The organism is Paracidovorax sp. (assembly GCF_057642795.1).
Genome location: NZ_JBXYZY010000040.1, coordinates 54,729 through 70,717, shown reverse-complemented (window position 1 = coordinate 70,717; position 15,989 = coordinate 54,729). Strand labels below are relative to the sequence as shown.

General features: G+C 69.0%; 14 protein-coding genes. 8 read left to right on the top strand and 6 right to left on the bottom strand.

Going from position 1 to position 15,989, the window contains the following annotated elements:
- Nucleotides 1-67: 67 nt before the first annotated feature.
- Together otsB and AC3A84_RS16480 are read right to left on the bottom strand one after the other, a co-directional pair.
- On the bottom strand, nucleotides 68-808 hold the full coding sequence (gene otsB, locus AC3A84_RS16485; RefSeq protein ID WP_487971120.1) for a trehalose-phosphatase: 741 nt from the start codon (nucleotides 806-808) through the stop codon (nucleotides 68-70).
- Nucleotides 809-874: 66 nt separating this feature from the next.
- On the bottom strand, nucleotides 875-2,122 hold the full coding sequence (locus AC3A84_RS16480) for a multifunctional CCA addition/repair protein (RefSeq protein WP_487971119.1): 1,248 nt from the start codon (nucleotides 2,120-2,122) through the stop codon (nucleotides 875-877).
- 106 nt (nucleotides 2,123-2,228) lie between these two features.
- Here AC3A84_RS16480 and AC3A84_RS16475 point away from each other — a divergent pair, with 106 nt between their 5' ends.
- Nucleotides 2,229-2,684 (top strand): hypothetical protein, encoded by a 456-nt coding sequence (locus AC3A84_RS16475; RefSeq protein WP_487971118.1) that lies wholly within the window; start codon nucleotides 2,229-2,231, stop codon nucleotides 2,682-2,684.
- A gap of 41 nt (nucleotides 2,685-2,725) precedes the next feature.
- On the opposite strand, the gene AC3A84_RS16470 is transcribed toward AC3A84_RS16475, so the two are convergent.
- Together AC3A84_RS16470 and AC3A84_RS16465 are read right to left on the bottom strand one after the other, a co-directional pair.
- Complete coding sequence (locus AC3A84_RS16470; RefSeq protein WP_487971117.1) at nucleotides 2,726-3,424, bottom strand: glutathione S-transferase family protein; 699 nt, start codon at nucleotides 3,422-3,424, stop codon at nucleotides 2,726-2,728.
- 123 nt (nucleotides 3,425-3,547) lie between these two features.
- A complete protein-coding gene (locus tag AC3A84_RS16465; protein ID WP_487971116.1) occupies nucleotides 3,548-4,120 on the bottom strand; it encodes a 5-formyltetrahydrofolate cyclo-ligase in 573 nt (190 codons plus the stop codon).
- A gap of 14 nt (nucleotides 4,121-4,134) precedes the next feature.
- Here AC3A84_RS16465 and AC3A84_RS16460 point away from each other — a divergent pair, with 14 nt between their 5' ends.
- Nucleotides 4,135-6,117, top strand: coding sequence for a lytic transglycosylase domain-containing protein (locus tag AC3A84_RS16460; RefSeq protein ID WP_487971115.1), 1,983 nt, complete (start codon nucleotides 4,135-4,137; stop codon nucleotides 6,115-6,117).
- A gap of 19 nt (nucleotides 6,118-6,136) precedes the next feature.
- Here AC3A84_RS16460 and AC3A84_RS16455 read toward each other — a convergent pair whose 3' ends face one another.
- Nucleotides 6,137-7,096 (bottom strand): MBL fold metallo-hydrolase, encoded by a 960-nt coding sequence (locus tag AC3A84_RS16455; protein WP_487971114.1) that lies wholly within the window; start codon nucleotides 7,094-7,096, stop codon nucleotides 6,137-6,139.
- A gap of 161 nt (nucleotides 7,097-7,257) precedes the next feature.
- Between AC3A84_RS16455 and AC3A84_RS16450 the strand changes: the two genes are divergently transcribed.
- The gene (locus AC3A84_RS16450) at nucleotides 7,258-8,481 is read left to right on the top strand and encodes a class I SAM-dependent rRNA methyltransferase (protein ID WP_487971113.1); all 1,224 of its coding nucleotides are present in this window, start codon (nucleotides 7,258-7,260) and stop codon (nucleotides 8,479-8,481) included.
- Here AC3A84_RS16450 and AC3A84_RS16445 read toward each other — a convergent pair.
- Nucleotides 8,450-9,832: a diguanylate cyclase domain-containing protein gene (locus AC3A84_RS16445; protein WP_487971112.1), complete on the bottom strand. Its 1,383-nt coding sequence runs from the start codon at nucleotides 9,830-9,832 to the stop codon at nucleotides 8,450-8,452. The genes AC3A84_RS16450 and AC3A84_RS16445 overlap by 32 nt on opposite strands.
- A 205-nt stretch (nucleotides 9,833-10,037) precedes the next feature.
- Between AC3A84_RS16445 and AC3A84_RS16440 the strand changes: the two genes are divergently transcribed.
- The 5 genes from AC3A84_RS16440 (at nucleotide 10,038) to hslU (ending at nucleotide 15,938) form a co-directional block, all read left to right on the top strand.
- Nucleotides 10,038-11,132 carry a CobW family GTP-binding protein gene (locus tag AC3A84_RS16440; protein WP_487971111.1) on the top strand — a complete coding sequence of 365 codons (1,095 nt, stop codon included), beginning with the start codon at nucleotides 10,038-10,040 and terminating at the stop codon, nucleotides 11,130-11,132.
- Nucleotides 11,133-11,543: 411 nt separating this feature from the next.
- Entirely contained in the window at nucleotides 11,544-12,029 is a 486-nt protein-coding gene (gene dksA, locus AC3A84_RS16435) for an RNA polymerase-binding protein DksA (RefSeq protein ID WP_487971110.1), read from the top strand.
- A gap of 63 nt (nucleotides 12,030-12,092) precedes the next feature.
- Nucleotides 12,093-13,856 carry an STAS domain-containing protein gene (locus AC3A84_RS16430; RefSeq protein WP_487971109.1) on the top strand — a complete coding sequence of 588 codons (1,764 nt, stop codon included), beginning with the start codon at nucleotides 12,093-12,095 and terminating at the stop codon, nucleotides 13,854-13,856.
- A 96-nt stretch (nucleotides 13,857-13,952) separates the two neighbouring features.
- Nucleotides 13,953-14,498: an ATP-dependent protease subunit HslV gene (gene hslV, locus AC3A84_RS16425; RefSeq protein ID WP_092940642.1), complete on the top strand. Its 546-nt coding sequence runs from the start codon at nucleotides 13,953-13,955 to the stop codon at nucleotides 14,496-14,498.
- A 117-nt stretch (nucleotides 14,499-14,615) separates the two neighbouring features.
- Nucleotides 14,616-15,938 (top strand): ATP-dependent protease ATPase subunit HslU, encoded by a 1,323-nt coding sequence (gene hslU, locus AC3A84_RS16420; RefSeq protein ID WP_487971108.1) that lies wholly within the window; start codon nucleotides 14,616-14,618, stop codon nucleotides 15,936-15,938.
- The last annotated feature ends 51 nt before the right edge of the window (nucleotides 15,939-15,989 follow it).

The window sequence follows — 15,989 nt, the reverse complement described above, 5'->3', positions numbered from 1 at the left end:
GGCGGTTGCTGGGCCGGCGCCGCCGCGGGCGCATCCGGTTGGGGCGGGGTGGGGGGCGTGGTGGTGCTCATGATGCGGGCAGGCCCTCGGGCGAGGCCATCTGGAAGATCCATTCGCGCAGCATGGTGGTGTCGTCGCAGCGGACTTGTGCCTGGGTCTCGCCCGGCCCCACCTTGATGCCGATGCCACCCAGCGCCAGCACGGCGGAGAAGCCGTGCTCGTCGGTCACGTCGTCGCCCGCGAAGACGGGGATGCGCCCTTCGAAGGGCGCATGGCGCATGAAGTCGGCGATGGCGCGGCCCTTGTCGGGGCCGGCGGCCTTGATCTCCAGCACGCACTTGCCCTGCAGCAGCTCCAGGCCCGGCGTCTGGGCCATGGCGTGCTCCACGGCGGCGCGGCACTGCGCCTCCAGCTCGGGCGCCTGGCGGTAGTGCAGGGCCACGCCTGCGCTCTTGCGCTCCAGCACCAGCGCAGGGTAGCGCTCCAGCATGGGCTCGAGTACGCGCAGGGGCGGCGCGAGATCGGGCACGTTAACGCTGCCCTCCATGCCGCTGCCCAGGCGGTACTGGGCGCCGTGTTCGGCCGCCAGGGGCAGTTTCAAGGGAGCAAGGAAGTGGTCGATGTCGACCTGACGGCGGCCGGTGACGATGGCCAGCGCGCCGTTCAGCTGCTGGTGCAGGTGCTCCAGCGCGGGGACGATGCCAGGGTGGACCTGCGTCGCATCGGGATGCGGCGCGATGTCGGCCAGCGTGCCGTCGAAGTCGAGGAAAAGCGCGTGGCGCGCTGTCAGCAACGGTAGCTTTTGCATTGCCGGTACCTTAGCAAATGGCGGTCCAGCGGGCTGTAGGCCATGGGCTATTCGTCCCCGGCCCGGTCAATGCGGGGCCGTCTCCAGATGCTGTTCCAGCGCCTGGATGCGGGCGCGGCGGATGGCCTCGCCCACCTGTGGGCCGCCCAGGCCGGCGCGGGCGGCTTCGGCGGCGATGGGGCCGGTGGCCACGGCGCGGGCGGCGGCCAGGGCGGCGGCCAGGCGTGGGCGCTGGGGGTAGGGCGCTTCCTCGAAGCCCAGCCGGCCGCGCGCGTCGCACTCGCAGGCCAGCAGCACGTCGGCGAAGCGCTCGGGCTTGCGCAGCGCGTCGCAGCGCTCCAGCAGGCGCAGGAGGGCGGCGGCGTTCAGCTCGCCGCTGCGGTGGATGTTGCCGTGCTCGCGGGCCACCACGTCGGCGGTCTCGCGGCAGTCCACCGGCACGCGCAGGCGCTCGGCCACGGCCTGCAGCAGCCGGGCGCTGCGCGCCTCGTGGCCGATGTGGCGCGGCAGCACGTCGGCGGGCGTGGTGCCCTTGCCCAGGTCGTGCGTGAGGCAGGCGAAGCGCACGGCGAGCGGCGCCTGCAGGCGCGCGGCCATGTCCAGCACCATCATCAGGTGGATGCCCGTGTCCACCTCGGGGTGGTATTCGGCGCGCTGCGGCACGCCCCAGAGACGGGCCACTTCGGGCAGCAGCACGGCGAGCGCGCCGCAGTCGCGCAGCACCTCGAACATGCGCGAGGGGCGCGCTTCCATCAGGCCGCGGGCCAGTTCCTGCCAGACGCGCTCTGGCACCAGGTGGTCGGCTTCGCCCGCCGCCACCATCTCGCGCATAAGCTGCATGGTTTCGGGCGCGACGTGGAAGTCGGTGAAGCGCGCCGCGAAGCGCGCCACGCGCAGGATGCGCACGGGATCTTCGCGGAAGGCGTCGGTGACGTGGCGCAGCACCCGCGCCTGTATGTCGCGCACGCCGCCATAGGGGTCGCAGAGCCCGGGAGCGATTGCACCGTAAGGGCCTTCAGCTATGGAATTGATAGTGATGTCGCGGCGCGAAAGATCTTCTTCCAGCGTCACGTCGGGCGCGGCATGCACGGCGAAACCGCGGTAGCCGGGGCCGCTCTTGCGCTCGGTGCGCGCCAGGGCGTATTCCTCGCGCGTCTCGGGGTGGAGGAAGACGGGGAAGTCGCGCCCCACGGGGAGGAAGCCCTCGGCTTCCATCGCCGCCGGCGTGGCGCCGACGACGACCCAGTCGCGGTCATGAACGGGGCGGCCCAGCAGCCGGTCCCGCACCGCGCCGCCCACCAAATAGATCTGCATGCGGGCAGTGTAGCCACGGCGCTCGCGTGCCTGCCGGGCGCCGGCCTGGCGTGCCTATAGTCGGCGCCTGGCCTTCGCCGGCTGTTTCACCATCATCTCCACCGCCATGACCACGCCTCCCACCATCACCATCGCCCAGATGAACCCCGACGGCAGCCTGCCGATTCCAGCGCCTGCCCCCGCCCCTGCAGCCGCGACGCCCGATGCCGCAGAGATGCTGCAGCGCATCGAGGCACTGCAGGACCGCGCGGATGCGCTGCAGGAGGTGCTGGACAAGCCGCTCAGCGCCATCCTGGCCGAACACGAGCGCGCCCAGGAGGCCGCGGCGGCCTGGGATGCGTTCGGCGCGATGTGGATGCTGTCGCAGCGTGCCATGCGCCGCGTGGCCATGGATCTGGCCGCCCAGCTGGGCGTGAGCGAGGAGGACGTGGTGCAGCGCGCCCTGGCCCATGCGCGCGATGTGCTGAATGTGGAGGACGAGGACCTGGGCGGCACCGTCGCTGCCGCGCAGCTGGCGCACATCGCGCGCCACAAGCCCTTCCTGCGCAAGCAGTTCCGGTAAGAACGTGAACACGTTCTAAGGCCGGGCGTGTGGCGCTGCGGTCAGGCCTGCGCGGGCCGCAGCCGGTACGGCTCCTCGAATTCGCGGAAATCGTTCTCGGCCAGCGCGCCCTGCACCCAGGCCTGCACGCCGGGCAGCGCCATCACCCGCTCCACATAGGCGGCGATGTGCGGCGGCACCGGCAGGCCGTAGGTGACGAGGCGGGCGCACACGGGCGCGAAGAAGGCGTCTGCGATGCTGAAGCTGCCCAAGAGCAGCGGGCCGCCGTGGGCCTCCAGCAGCTGTGTCCAGAGGGCGACCAGGCGCGCCACGTCGGCGCGCACGCCGGGTTGGTCTCGCCAGATGAGCGCGCCCACTTCCGGCAGGCGCGCCTCGATGTTCATCGGGCAGGCGCTGCGCAGGGCGCCAAAGCCGCTGTGCATCTCGGCGCAGGCGCTGCGGGCCATGGCGCGGGCGCGCACGCCGGCGGGCCAGAGGGCGAGGTCAGGGAATTGCTCGGCCAGGTATTCGGCGATGGCCAGCGTGTCCCACACCACCAGATCGCCGTGCACCAGGGCCGGCACCTTGCCCGTGGGCGAGACGGCGGCCAGGCGCTGCTTGAATGCGGAGCCGGCGTCGAAGCTGTCGAAGCGCACCAGCACCTCGTCGAAGGCGATGCCGGCCTGGCGCATCAGCACCCAGGGGCGCATGGACCAGGAGGAGTAGTTCTTGTTGCCGATATAGAGCTGCATCTGCTGCATGGCGGGGCCTCGGGGGATCGTGATGGGTGGCGGGATGGCCACTCTACGGCGCCTGCCGCGCGGCATGGTTGCCGTTTGGCCGCTCGATTGATGCGGCCCGCGCATCGGCGGGGGGCAGCCGCGCTAGATCGGCCAGACCACGCCGTTGTCGTTCAGGATGGCATCCAGCGGCCGGTCGTGCGCCTCGGGCTCGAAGTCTTCGATGAAGCCGTGCGTGAAGCCCAGACCCACCGTGACGGGCGCCGGCTGCAGCGTGGCCAGCGTGCGGTCGTAGAAGCCGCCGCCATAGCCCAGCCGGTAGCCGCCGATGCCGTAGCCCACGCAGGGCACGAAGAGCAGGGTGGGCACGATGATCTCGGTGTCCTTCGGCTTGGGGATGCCGTAGGCGTCCTCTTCCATGGGGCAGCCCGGGTGCCAGGCATGAAAGGTGAGGGTCTTCGTTTGCTTGTTGACCACCGGCAGGCCGATGCGGCGGCGCTGCGGCTCGTCGAGCAGCTCGCCGTCTTCCTTCCAGCGATGCAGCGCGGGCAGGGGGTCGAACTCGCCCTTGATGGGCCAGTAGGCGCCGATGATGGTGTCGGGCCGGTCCACCAGCCAGATGCGCATCACGCGCTGCAGCAGGTCGGCGCGCTGTAGGCGATCGGGCAGGTTCAGGCGTTCTTCAATCAGGGCGCGGCGCAGGGCTGCTTTGTCCATCACATAATTCCCTCATGCTGATCCACAAGATTCTGACACCGCTTCTGGCCGCCACCGTGCTGGCCGCCACCGCGCCGCTTGCCGCGGCGCAAAACCGGGGCGACGAGGCCGTGCTGGAAATGCAGAAGGCCTACCGCAAGGGCGATCGCCAGGCGCTCACCAGCCTGCTGCCCTATGCCCGCGGGAACCCGCTGGAACCCTGGGCCGCCTACTGGGAGCTCAAGGCCCGCCTGCAGGACGCCTCGCCCGCCGAGGTGGCCGACTTCCTGCGGCGCTATGCCGGCACCTATCAGGAGGACCGTCTGCGCAACGACTGGCTGCTGCTGCTGGGCCAGCGGCGCGACTGGGGCCAGTTCGCAGACCTGCACGCCGCCTACCGCATGGGCGACGACCGCGAGGTGCGCTGCTATGCCATCACCATTGACCACATCAAGGGCGCGGCCCCGGCCAGCGCGGCCGGCGAGGTGCTGCGCCTCTGGTATGCCCAGCGCGACGGCGACGACGGCTGCACCAACGCCGCGTCCGAGCTGTTCGCCAGCCGCAAGCTCAAGTCCCTCGACATCTGGCGCAAGGCCCGCCTGGGCGCTGATGCCAACCGCTCGCGCGTGGTGCGAGACGCCGTCGGCATCGTCGCGCCCGAGGCCCTGCCGCAGCTGCGCGACGTGCTGGACAACCCCATCAAATATCTCACGGGCCGCGCCAGCGCCAGCACCCAGGTCAGCCACGAGCTGGTCGTGCTGGCCCTCATCCGGCTGTCCCGCAACGACGTGGCGCAGGCCGCGCGCCTGCTCGACAGCAAATGGGGCGTGCAGCTCTCGCCTGAGGAACGCAACTGGACCTGGGGCGTGCTCGGCCGGCAGGCCGCGGCCTCGCTGTCGGACGATGCGCTGGGCTATTACGGCAACGTCACCCGCGATGCCGACCTGACCGACGACATGCTGGCCTGGAAGGTGCGTGCCGCCCTGCGCGCCGGGCAGTGGAAGGTGGCCGGCCGCGCCATCGACGCCATGAGCCCCGAGGCCCGCAACGACAGCACCTGGATCTACTGGAAGGCGCGCTCCCTCATGGCCCAGCGCCCGGGCGACGACGACCGCGCCGAGATCAAGAAGCTGCTCGAACGGATCGCCGGCCCCAGCGGTTTCTACGAGCAGCTGGCGCTGGAAGAGCTGGGCCAGCGCGTGACGGTGCCGCCCGTGCCTGCGCCGCTCACGGCCGAGGAAAAGGCCGCCGCCCGCGCCAACCCCAGCCTGGCGCGCGGGCTCTACGCCATCCAGCTCGGCCTGCGCGGCGAAGGCGTGCGCGAATGGAACTACGGCACCAACCTGCACACGCCAGGGGGCCTGGCCGAGCGCGAGCTGCTGGCCGCCGCCGATTTCGCCTGCTCCCAGCAGGTCTGGGACCGCTGCATCAACACCAGCGAGCGCACCAAGACCTCGTTCGATGCCAGCCAGCGCTTTCCCACGCCGTTCCGCGACGCGGTGGTGGCGCGCGCCCAGGGCATCGGCCTGGACCCGGCCTACGTCTATGGCCTGATCCGCCAGGAAAGCCGCTTCATCATGGATGCGCGCTCGGGCGTCGGCGCCTCGGGCCTGATGCAGGTCATGCCCGCCACGGCCCGCTGGACGGCGCGCAAGATCGGCATGGCCGGCTTCACGCCCGACCAAATCAACGACCGCGACACCAACATCGCCATCGGCACGGCCTACCTCAAGCTGGCGCTGGACGATTTCGACGGCTCCATGGCCCTGGCCGCCGCCGCCTACAACGCCGGCCCGGGGCGCCCCCGCAACTGGCGCAACGGCCCGGTGCTCGACGCGGCGATATGGGCCGAGAACGTGCCGTTCCCCGAAACGCGCGACTACGTGAAAAAGGTGCTCTCCAACACCACGTTCTACGCCGCCCTGCTCACGGGTCAGCCGCAGTCCATCAAGGGTCGGCTGGGCACGGTGGGCCCGCGCGACATGAGCCGGCCGGACCCGTCCAAGGATCTGCCTTGAGTTGGGCGCGTGGCCTGCGTCAGGCGTTGTGCAGCCAGCCGTCCGCCCGCCGGGCAGCGCCGCTGGCTTCCAGCGCCGATAGCAATTCGCTCGTCCATTCAGTGAACGGCGTGCCGCCGAAATGGCGCGCGTGCAGCATCCCGAAGTAGGGCGTGGCAGTCGCCCAGGCCCGCACCTGTGCCTCCGGCGCCTGCTGCCATTCCAGCAGTTTGTATTTCAGCAGCACCTTGGCGGCGTAGAGGGCGTGGCGTGCGGGGCTCTGCACGAAGCTGTCCAGCCGGCGCCGGGCGGTGGCCAAGGCGCCCGCCACGTCGGTGAAGACCGGTCCGTGGCCGGGAATGACGATGACCGGGGCCAGCGCCTCGATGCGGTCCAGCGTGGCGGCCACGGCGGCGAAGGCCTGCTCGCCCTCCAGCTCCGGAAAGACCACGCCGAAGCCGTTCTCCCAGAGTGCATCGGCCGAGATCAGCACCCGCGACTCGGGCTCGAACAGCACCACCGAGTGCGTGTCGTGCCCTGGGGTCGCATGCACCTGCCAGTGGCGCCCGCCCAGGCGCAGCGGGCGCCCGGGCTGCAGCACGCCGTCGAAGCGAAAGCGCGGGCAGTCCTGGCCGGTGGGCGTGTAGCTCAGGGCGTCGGGGTCCCAGTCGCGCACCAGGGCGGCCTGGCCGGGCGGGATCAGCGTACGCAGGCCGGCAAAGTGCGCCTGCATCGCGGCGTTGCCGCCGCAGTGGTCGCTGTGCAGGTGGGTGTTGACCAGCAGGGCGAGTGGGGCGCCCGGTGGCAGCCGCGCCTGCACCAGCGCGACGGTCTGTTCCGCGTGGGTGCAGTAGCCGCTGTCCACCAGCGCGGCGCCGCAGCGCCCTTCAGGGTCGGTCAGCAGAATGTTGTTGGCCGACAGCCAGCCGCGTTCGAGCACGGCGATGCCGTCGGGCAGCAGGGAAGAGCCGGAAGGGGTGGAGGCGATGGCGGGCGGCATGGCCCTGCCAGGGTAGCGCGCGCCTGGGCTGCCGGCAGGGTGGGAAACCCCAGCACTGCGTGAAAGCGCAGGCCGGCCCAGATGCTGCGGGCGCATCCAGCTATCGTTTTTGATGCCCGCAGGCTGCCGGCGTCAGCGCCCCGGCATCACAATACGCCCCCATGAAAACCATTCGCCTGCGACCTGGCAAGGAACGTTCGCTCCTGCGCCGCCATCCCTGGATCTTCGAGTCGGCCATCGCCAAGGGCGGCGGCGACAGCGGCGAGACGGTGCGCGTGGAGTCCGCCGAGGGGCGCTTCCTGGCCTGGGCTGCGTTCAGCCCGGCCTCGCGCATCCGTGCCCGGGTCTGGAGCTTCGACGAGAAGCAGCGCATCGATGCTCCGTTTTTCATAGCTGCATGCCAAGCATCCATCAAGGCGCGGAGCCGTTTTGCCATAGAGAGCGACGGGGTGCGCCTGGTGCATGGCGAATCCGACGGCCTGCCCGGCCTGATCGTGGACCGCTATGGCGACGGCGAGGGCGACGCCTGCGTGCTGGTGGCCCAGTTCACCAGCGCCGGCACCGAGCGCTGGAAGAGCGTGATCGCCGACGCGCTGCTGCAGGCCACGGGCGCGCGGCACCTCTACGAGCGTTCCGACGCCAGCGTGCGCCAGCTGGAAGGTCTGCAGCCCGCCACCGGCTGGCTGCGCGGCGGCCAGCGGGACGATGGCTCGCCGGTGCCGTTGGAGCGGTCGCTGCGCGAACACGGCTGGCAGCTCACGCTCAACATCGCCGAAGGCCACAAGACCGGCTTCTATCTGGACCAGCGCGACAGCCGCCAGCGGTTCTTCGAGACCGTGCGGCGCCTGGGTTCCCAGCGCGTGCTGAACTGCTTTTGCTACACGGGCGGCTTCTCGGTGGCGGCGCTGGCGGGGGGTGCGGGGCACGTCACCTCCATCGATTCGTCGGGCCCGGCGCTGGAACGCGCCCGGGCGCACGTGGCGCTCAACGGCTTCGACATGGCACGCGCGGATTTCCTCGATGCGGATGTGAACGCCTCGCTGCGCCAGTTCCTCAAGGACGGCCGCACCTTCGACGCCATCGTGCTGGACCCGCCGAAGTTCGCGCCCACGGCGGTGCATGCCGAGCGGGCCGCGCGGGCCTACAAAGACATCAACCGCCTGGCCCTGCAGCTGCTGGAGCCGGGCGGCATGCTGTTCACCTTCTCGTGCTCGGGCGGCATCAGCGCCGACCTGTTCCACAAGATCGTGGCCTCGGCCGGTGCCGACGCGGGGGTGGACGGCTATATCCTGGAGCGCCTGGCCGGCGCGCCCGACCATCCGATGACGCTGGAGTTCCCCGAGGGCGAATACCTCAAGGGGCTGGCGGTGATGCGCAAGGGTTGAGGCCCGAGCGGGCCGGCGCGGCCATCTCGACCCGCCCGCGGCCGGCGCGCTTGGCGGCATAGCAGGCTGCATCCGCGTCGGCCAGCAGCGTATCGGCCGCCTCGGCCGCCCCGCCGAAGAGCCGCACGCCGATGCTGGCCCCCACGCGGAAGCGCTGGCCGCCGTCCAGCACGAAATCCTTGTCGCTCAGCGTGTCGATGATGTGCTGGCCCACCTTCTGCGCCGGCGCCTCGGCGCAGTGCGGCAGCACCAGCACGAATTCATCGCCGCCCAGGCGCACCAGGGTGTCGCACTGCCGCACGCACTGGGCCAGACGCCGGGCCACGCGCCGCAGCACCTGGTCTCCGGCCGCATGGCCGGCCTGGTCGTTCACGGCCTTGAAGCCGTCCAGGTCGATGAACAGCAGGGCATGCGGGCCCGCCTGGTGGCACAGCTCGTGCAGCAGCGCCTGCAGGCTGCGGCGGTTGAGCAGTCCGGTCAGCATGTCGCGCTGGGTCTCGCTGCGCAATTGCTCGGCCAGCACGCGCAGCTGATGCTCGCTGGCGCGCAGTTCGCTCTCGTTACGCTTGATGCCGGTGATGTCGGTGTGCAGTGCATAGCTCTGGCCACCGGCGCTGCGGTTCATGGCCACGCGCAGCCAGCGTCCCCCGGGCAGGGGCAGCTCGAAAGGGGCGCCGGCGAAGAGCGCAGCGTCGCGCAGCGCAGCCGCGAGGTCTTCCTGGTGCCGCGCGCGCTCCTCGGGGTCGGGCGCCGCGTCCCAGAGCCGCTGCACGATCTGCGCATAGGTGCGGCCCCGCAGAGCCGCCTTGGACGACAGGTCATAGAGCGTGAGGAAGCGGTCGTTGGCGAAGAGCACGTGGCCTTCGCCGTCCATGACGGTGGCGGCCTCGCCCATGTCCTCCAGCATCTGCTGGGTGTCGGAAGGCGGCAGCAGGTTCGGGCCGTCGGTCGACTCTGCGGATTCCACGCCGGGAGCGTGATGCCCGTAGGCTTCGGCCGCTGCCACCTGCAGCCAGATGCGGATCTGGCCGCCGTCCTTGCGGGGCGCTGCGGCCACGCGCAGCCAGCGTCCCCTGTGCAGGAACACGAACGGCTGGGTGTGCGAGCGGAAGCGCTGCAGGCCGTCGGCGATGAAGCGGTCGAGGTGGGGCAGATCTTCGGGCGCCAGCCGGCCCCGGTAGAAGCGGCGCAGGTTCTCGGTGTACGGCTCGCCTGCATGCACGTGGCCGTCATGCTCCGGGAAAAGACGGAGGAACGCGGCATTCCAGAGCACCGTTCGCTCCTGGCCGTCGAAGATGCATAGCGCGATGCCGAGCGAGTCCAGCAGGTCGGCGGTCAATTGAAAATCCATGGCCGGGCTTGGGGTAAGGGGATTTCGATCGGGCGATGAACATCAATGTCGCACAACTGTGTAACAGAGTGCGCGCCCCTGAACGCTTTTGGAAGCACACGCCCATGTCGCTCCTGGGGCTTGACAGCTTCGCTAGACTTTTGCAACGCGCCTGTCTCCGTGAGGGCGCATCCTCCGAATTCCTCCCTTCGAAAGCGTTGCCGATATGTCCCTCATTCCCGTCACCATCCTCACCGGCTTCCTCGGCTCGGGCAAGACCACGCTGCTCAAGCGCGTGTTGACCGAAGCCCACGGCCAGAAGATCGCCGTCATCGAGAACGAATTCGGCGAGGAGAACATCGACAACGACATCCTCGTGACCGACTCGAAGGAGCAGATCGTCCAGATGAGCAACGGCTGCATCTGCTGCACCATCCGCGAAGACCTGCGCGAGACGCTGCAGGACCTGGCCGCCAAGCGCCGCAAGGGCGAACTGGCCTTCGACCGCATCGTCATCGAGACCACCGGCGTGGCCGACCCCGGCCCGGTGGCGCAGACCTTCTTCATGGACGAGGAGATCGCCGAGTCGTACCTGATTGATTCCATCATCACCCTGGTGGACGCCAAGCACGCGGCGCAGCAGCTCAACGATCGCCAGGAGGCGCGCCGTCAGGTGGGCTTTGCCGACCAGATCTTCCTGTCCAAGACCGACCTGGTCACGGCCGCGGAGACCGATGCGCTGATCCACCGGCTCAAGCACATGAACCCGCGTGCCCCGATCAAGGCCGTGCATTTCGGCGAGGTGCCCATCGCCGAGGTGCTGGACCTGCGCGGCTTCAACCTGAACGCCAAGCTCGACATCGACCCGGACTTCCTCAAGGAAGAGGGCGGCCATGACCATGACCATGACCACCAGGGACACGATCACGGGCATGAGCACCACGACCATGACCACAAGCACGGCGAGCATTGCGATCATCCTTCGCACCAGCACGGCGGCCATGGCCACCACCATCACCACGACGACGACGTCAAGAGCTTCGTCTATCGCGCCGAGCGACCTTTCGATCCTGCCAAGCTGGAAGATTTCCTGGGCGCCATCGTCAATATCTACGGCCCGCGCATGCTGCGCTACAAGGGCGTGCTGGACATGAAGGGCACCGAGCGCAAGGTGATTTTCCAGGGGGTGCACCAGCTCATGGGCAGCGACCTGGGTCCACAGTGGGCCGAGGGCGAGAAGCGCATGAGCAAGATGGTGTTCATCGGCATCGACCTGCCCAGGGACATCTTCATGCAGGGCCTGGAGCAGTGCCTGGTTTGACAGCCCTTTGAAGAACCCGCAAGGGCGCATGGGCTTGAGGCGGCCGGCAGGGCGCTGTCGCATTCCGTAGGAGAAGGCCGTATTTTTCCGTCGCAGGGCCCGAAGGGGTTTCGCTTCGGGCGCAGGTCGATACAATCGCGCCCCGGCAAAACCCCCGACGGCTCGCTGCCTGGCTTCAGGCCGGAACGGTCCACGCGGGGGAGTGCCCAGAGCGAAACGACAGGAAAGCGGTAGACAAGGCGTCCGTCCGATCCCTGCACCGCAGCCTTGGTTCCCTGGGGCTGCGTGGCGGTTTTTGGAATGTGGCGGGCGTCCGCTATCTGTCTGCAGCGATTGACCGTACCATCCTTGGAACCCCCGGCGGCCCCTCACGGCGCCTTAGCCAGCTCATAACTCACCATGCCTACCACCATGCAAGCCCAATCCCCCGTGGCGGCCGCCAAGAAAGATCCCAAGCTGGCCAATAACTGGAAGAACAAGGCGGTCGAAGAGCTGACCGACGCCGAAGTGATGGCCATGCCCGACAGCGAGTACATGAACGAAAAGCAGATGGCGTTCTTCCGCCACAAGCTGGTTCAGCTCAAGCAGGACATCCACAACAGCGCCGGCGAGACCACCGAGCACCTGCGCGAAGACACCGTCGTCGTGCCCGACCCCGCTGACCGCGCCACCATCGAGGAAGAGCATGCTCTGGAGCTGCGCACTCGTGATCGCGAGCGCAAGCTGCTCAAGAAGATCGAGCAGTCCATCGCCCGCATCGATGCCGGCGATTACGGCTACTGCGACGAAACCGGCGAGCCCATCGGTGTGGGGCGCCTGCTGGCGCGCCCGACTGCCACGCTGTCGCTTGAAGCGCAGCAGCGTCGCGAGCTCAAACAGAAGATGTTTGGGGACTGACCCACACGCTCACGCGCTCTGCTGCCAGGCCCACCGTCAACCCGGCTGCCGCGCCACCCACCCATGAGCAAGGAAGAGCCCTCCCGGGGACTGCTGTCGAGAGTGGTGCGCTTTGTGCGCCACCCGACTGCCCCGTGGGCGGATGCTGAAGCGTCGCAGGACGACCGCGACAGCCAGTACAGCAAGCAGATGCTCAAGGAGATGATCGAGCGCAAGCGCCGCAACGACTTCGTGCGGCGCCGCGAATTCGATCAACTGCGTAGCCTGCGCCAGCGCGACGCCCTGCAAGGCCAGCGCACCGACGACGACGCGGCTCTGCGCGCGTCGCTCCTCGAAGTCGACAGCGGCCTGGCTGGCTCCTCGTCCGACGACCGCGCCGGCACGATCCGCAAGATCGACGAAATCGAGGCGCAGATGTCTCAGCAGTGGTGGCGGGGGCGCCCCTCGCCGGCGGGGGGCTCGTCGTCCTCCTCGGCACCGCCCCCCGCGTCCACAGCCTTCCAGGCGGCCACCACCCTTCCATCTTCCCTGCTGCACCCTTCGGAGACCGATACGCAGCAGGCCCGCGCGTTTGCGCCGACCCTTCCGTTCCGCCTTTCCGCGCTGGCGCAGGATGAGCACGAACGCGGGGGTGACGTGTCTGCGTATGCCTGGGCGGCGCGCCCGTGGGTCCGCGCGGACGCAGCACCCCCTCCAGCGGTTCCTGCCGCACGCGTTGGCGTCACCGAGCCTGCCGCTGTGCAGCACGATCCTGATCTGGAAGAGGCCGCCATCCGCTTCGCCCATGGCGACGCGGCAGGCGCGGAGGCCGCGCTGCGTGCAGTGCTGGCGCAGCGCGCCCAGGATCCACCGGCCCGGCAGTTCGAACTGTGGATGGCGTTGTTCGACCTCTTCCGCTCCACCGGTCGTCAGGAGCCTTTCGATGCGCTGGCCATCGAATTCGCCGCCCGCTTCGACCGTTCCGCGCCACTGTGGTTCTCGGTGCCGGAGCTGGCTGGCGTGTCTGCGCAAGCACCCGCAGAGCCGCCGCCCGCTTTGCCGGTGCGGGAATTCCGCTGGGCCGCGCCTCTCGAACTCGGGCCCCGGTCCGTGGCGGGGCTGCAGGCGGCGACCCAGCGCGCCGCGGCACCCTGGGATCTCACCTGGTCGCGATTGAGGACCATCGACAGCGCGGCCATGCCCGCTCTGGCCGAGGTTTTCACCCAGTGGGCCGACCGGGATGACGTGCGGCTGGTGTTCCACAGCGTGGATGTCCTGCTCGACGTGCTGCAGGCCGCCACGCCTTCGGGCGACGGCAGCACGCCACCACAGGCTTGGCGGCTACGCCTTGCGGCCCTGCGGCTGATGGGGCGGCTGGAAGAGTTTGAGCTGGTGGCGCTGGACTACTGCGTGACCTACGAGGTGTCTCCCCCTTGCTGGATGCCGCCGCGTTGCGTGTGCCTCGGCGGTGGCGGCAGCACCGATGGAGCTGCACTCGAGGAACTGGGGTGCGCCTCCCTGTCAGGCTTCGGCGAGGGACTGGATTCGTGTCGCCTGCCGCTGGGTGACGAGCCTCGGCCCTCCCTGGCCGGTGTGGTGGAGGGCGATGCCATGCCGCTGCTGGCACCGTTGCAGGAGCTGGTCCAGGCTGGCGCGCCGCTGGTGGTGGCGTGCGATCGGCTGATCCGGATCGATTTCGCTGCTGCGGGTTCGGTGCTGAATTGGGCGGCGGACCTGCAGGCGCAGGGGCATGTCGTGCAGTTCGTGCAACTCTCGCGGCTGGTGGCGGTGTTCTTCAACGTGATCGGCATCAACGAGCACGCGCGCGTCGTGCCGCGCGCACACTGAGCGGGCGCCGTCGGGCAGGGCTCGCGCCGCGCCGCCCGTCATGCAGCCGGTCCCGCCTGCTTGCAATCCCCGCCTGCGCCCCCATCCTCTGGCGCTATGGAACAGTTTCACGGCACCACCATCCTCAGCGTCCGCCGCCAGACGGCGGACGGCATCCAGGTCGCCATCGGCGGCGACGGCCAGGTCACCCTGGGCAACATCGTGGTCAAGGGCACTGCGCGCAAGGTGCGCAAGCTCTATCACGGCAAGGTGCTGGCGGGCTTCGCCGGTGCCACGGCAGATGCGTTCACCCTTTTTGAGCGTTTCGAAGCCAAGCTGGAAAAGCACCAGGGCCATCTGACACGCGCCGCCATCGAGCTGACCAAGGACTGGCGTACCGACCGTGTGCTGCGCCGCCTGGAGGCCATGCTGGCCGTGGCCGATGCGAGCGCTTCGCTCATCATCACCGGCAACGGCGACGTGCTGGAGCCCGAGCAGGGCATCGTCGCCATCGGTTCCGGCGGCGCCTACGCGCATTCGGCCGCCAAGGCGCTGCTGAACCACACCGAGCTGTCGGCCCAGGAGGTGGTGAAGAAGTCGCTGGAGATCGCCGGCGAGCTCTGCATCTACACCAACATGAACCACACCATCGAGACGCTGTGAGCGCTGCCCCCGGGCTGCATCACCTCTCGATTTGCTATTGATTTGGTAGCTGCCTGCGCAGATAAATCGTGCGCAGGTGGCCGTTTTGGCTTTGAACTGCAAAGGCAGGCACCGCACATGTCCTCCATGACCCCCCAGGAAATCGTCTCCGAACTCGACCGCCACATCGTGGGCCAGCACGGCGCCAAGCGCGCCGTGGCCATCGCGCTGCGCAACCGCTGGCGTCGCCAGCAGGTGGACGGCGGCCTGCGTCAGGAGATCACGCCCAAGAACATCCTCATGATCGGCCCCACCGGCGTGGGCAAGACCGAGATCGCCCGCCGGCTGGCTCGGCTGGCCGATGCGCCGTTCATCAAGGTCGAGGCGACCAAGTTCACCGAGGTGGGCTATGTGGGCAAGGATGTCGATTCCATCATCCGTGACCTGGTCGAGATGGCCGTCAAGCAGACGCGCGAGGCCGACATGAAGGGCCTGCGCGCCCGCGCCGAAGACGCGGCCGAAGACCGCATCCTCGACGTGCTGGTGCCCGCCGCGCGCGGCACGGGCGATACGCCCCCGGCCGACAACACCGCCCGCCAGGTCTTCCGCAAGAAGCTGCGCGAGGGCCTGCTGAACGACAAGGACATCGAGATCGAGCTGGCCGACCCCCGCCCGCAGCTGGAGATCATGGGCCCGCAAGGGATGGAAGAGATGGCCGAACAACTGCGCGGCATGTTCAGCCAGATGGGGCAGGAGCGCCGCAAGACGCGCAAGCTCAAGATCGGCGAGGCGCTCAAGCAGCTGACCGACGAGGAAGCCGCCAAGCTCGTCAACGAGGAGGATGTGAAGACCCGCGCCCTGCAGAACGCCGAGCAGAACGGCATCGTCTTTTTGGACGAGATCGACAAGGTTGCCACCCGCCAGGAGGCGAGCGGCTCCGACGTGTCGCGCCAGGGCGTGCAGCGCGACCTGCTGCCGCTGGTGGAGGGCACCACGGTGTCCACCAAGTACGGCATGGTCAAGACCGACCACATCCTGTTCATCGCCTCGGGCGCCTTTCACCTGTCCAAGCCCAGCGACTTGATCCCCGAGCTGCAGGGGCGCTTTCCCATCCGCGTGGAGCTGGAGTCGCTGTCGGTGCAGGATTTCGAGGCCATCCTCACCAGCACGCATGCCTCGCTGGTCAAGCAGTACCAGGCACTGCTGGCCACCGAGGGCGTGACGCTGGAGTTCACCCCCGAAGGCATCACCCGGCTGGCTCGCATCGCCTTCGAGGTGAACGAGCGCACCGAGAACATCGGCGCCCGGCGCCTGTCCACCGTGATGGAACGCCTGCTGGATGAGGTGAGCTTCGATGCGGTCCGACTATCGGGTCACACGGTGTCCATCGACGCCGCCTATGTCGATGCAAGGCTGCAGACCCTGAGCCAGGACGAAGACCTGTCCCGATACATCTTGTGATCCTTCTCGGCCCTGCTGCTCGAGGCTTCAGGTTCCACTTGCATACCACCA

What these genes read in the sequence shown, in the direction of transcription:
- otsB (WP_487971120.1), bottom strand. Translation starts at nt 808, where the DNA reads ATGCAAAAGCTACCGTTGCTGACAGCGCGCCACGCGCTTTTCCTCGAC.
- AC3A84_RS16480 (WP_487971119.1), bottom strand. Translation starts at nt 2,122, where the DNA reads ATGCAGATCTATTTGGTGGGCGGCGCGGTGCGGGACCGGCTGCTGGGC.
- AC3A84_RS16475 (WP_487971118.1), top strand. Translation starts at nt 2,229, where the DNA reads ATGACCACGCCTCCCACCATCACCATCGCCCAGATGAACCCCGACGGC.
- AC3A84_RS16470 (WP_487971117.1), bottom strand. Translation starts at nt 3,424, where the DNA reads ATGCAGCAGATGCAGCTCTATATCGGCAACAAGAACTACTCCTCCTGG.
- AC3A84_RS16465 (WP_487971116.1), bottom strand. Translation starts at nt 4,120, where the DNA reads ATGGACAAAGCAGCCCTGCGCCGCGCCCTGATTGAAGAACGCCTGAAC.
- AC3A84_RS16460 (WP_487971115.1), top strand. Translation starts at nt 4,135, where the DNA reads ATGCTGATCCACAAGATTCTGACACCGCTTCTGGCCGCCACCGTGCTG.
- AC3A84_RS16455 (WP_487971114.1), bottom strand. Translation starts at nt 7,096, where the DNA reads ATGCCGCCCGCCATCGCCTCCACCCCTTCCGGCTCTTCCCTGCTGCCC.
- AC3A84_RS16450 (WP_487971113.1), top strand. Translation starts at nt 7,258, where the DNA reads ATGAAAACCATTCGCCTGCGACCTGGCAAGGAACGTTCGCTCCTGCGC.
- AC3A84_RS16445 (WP_487971112.1), bottom strand. Translation starts at nt 9,832, where the DNA reads ATGGATTTTCAATTGACCGCCGACCTGCTGGACTCGCTCGGCATCGCG.
- AC3A84_RS16440 (WP_487971111.1), top strand. Translation starts at nt 10,038, where the DNA reads ATGTCCCTCATTCCCGTCACCATCCTCACCGGCTTCCTCGGCTCGGGC.
- dksA (WP_487971110.1), top strand. Translation starts at nt 11,544, where the DNA reads ATGCAAGCCCAATCCCCCGTGGCGGCCGCCAAGAAAGATCCCAAGCTG.
- AC3A84_RS16430 (WP_487971109.1), top strand. Translation starts at nt 12,093, where the DNA reads ATGAGCAAGGAAGAGCCCTCCCGGGGACTGCTGTCGAGAGTGGTGCGC.
- hslV (WP_092940642.1), top strand. Translation starts at nt 13,953, where the DNA reads ATGGAACAGTTTCACGGCACCACCATCCTCAGCGTCCGCCGCCAGACG.
- hslU (WP_487971108.1), top strand. Translation starts at nt 14,616, where the DNA reads ATGTCCTCCATGACCCCCCAGGAAATCGTCTCCGAACTCGACCGCCAC.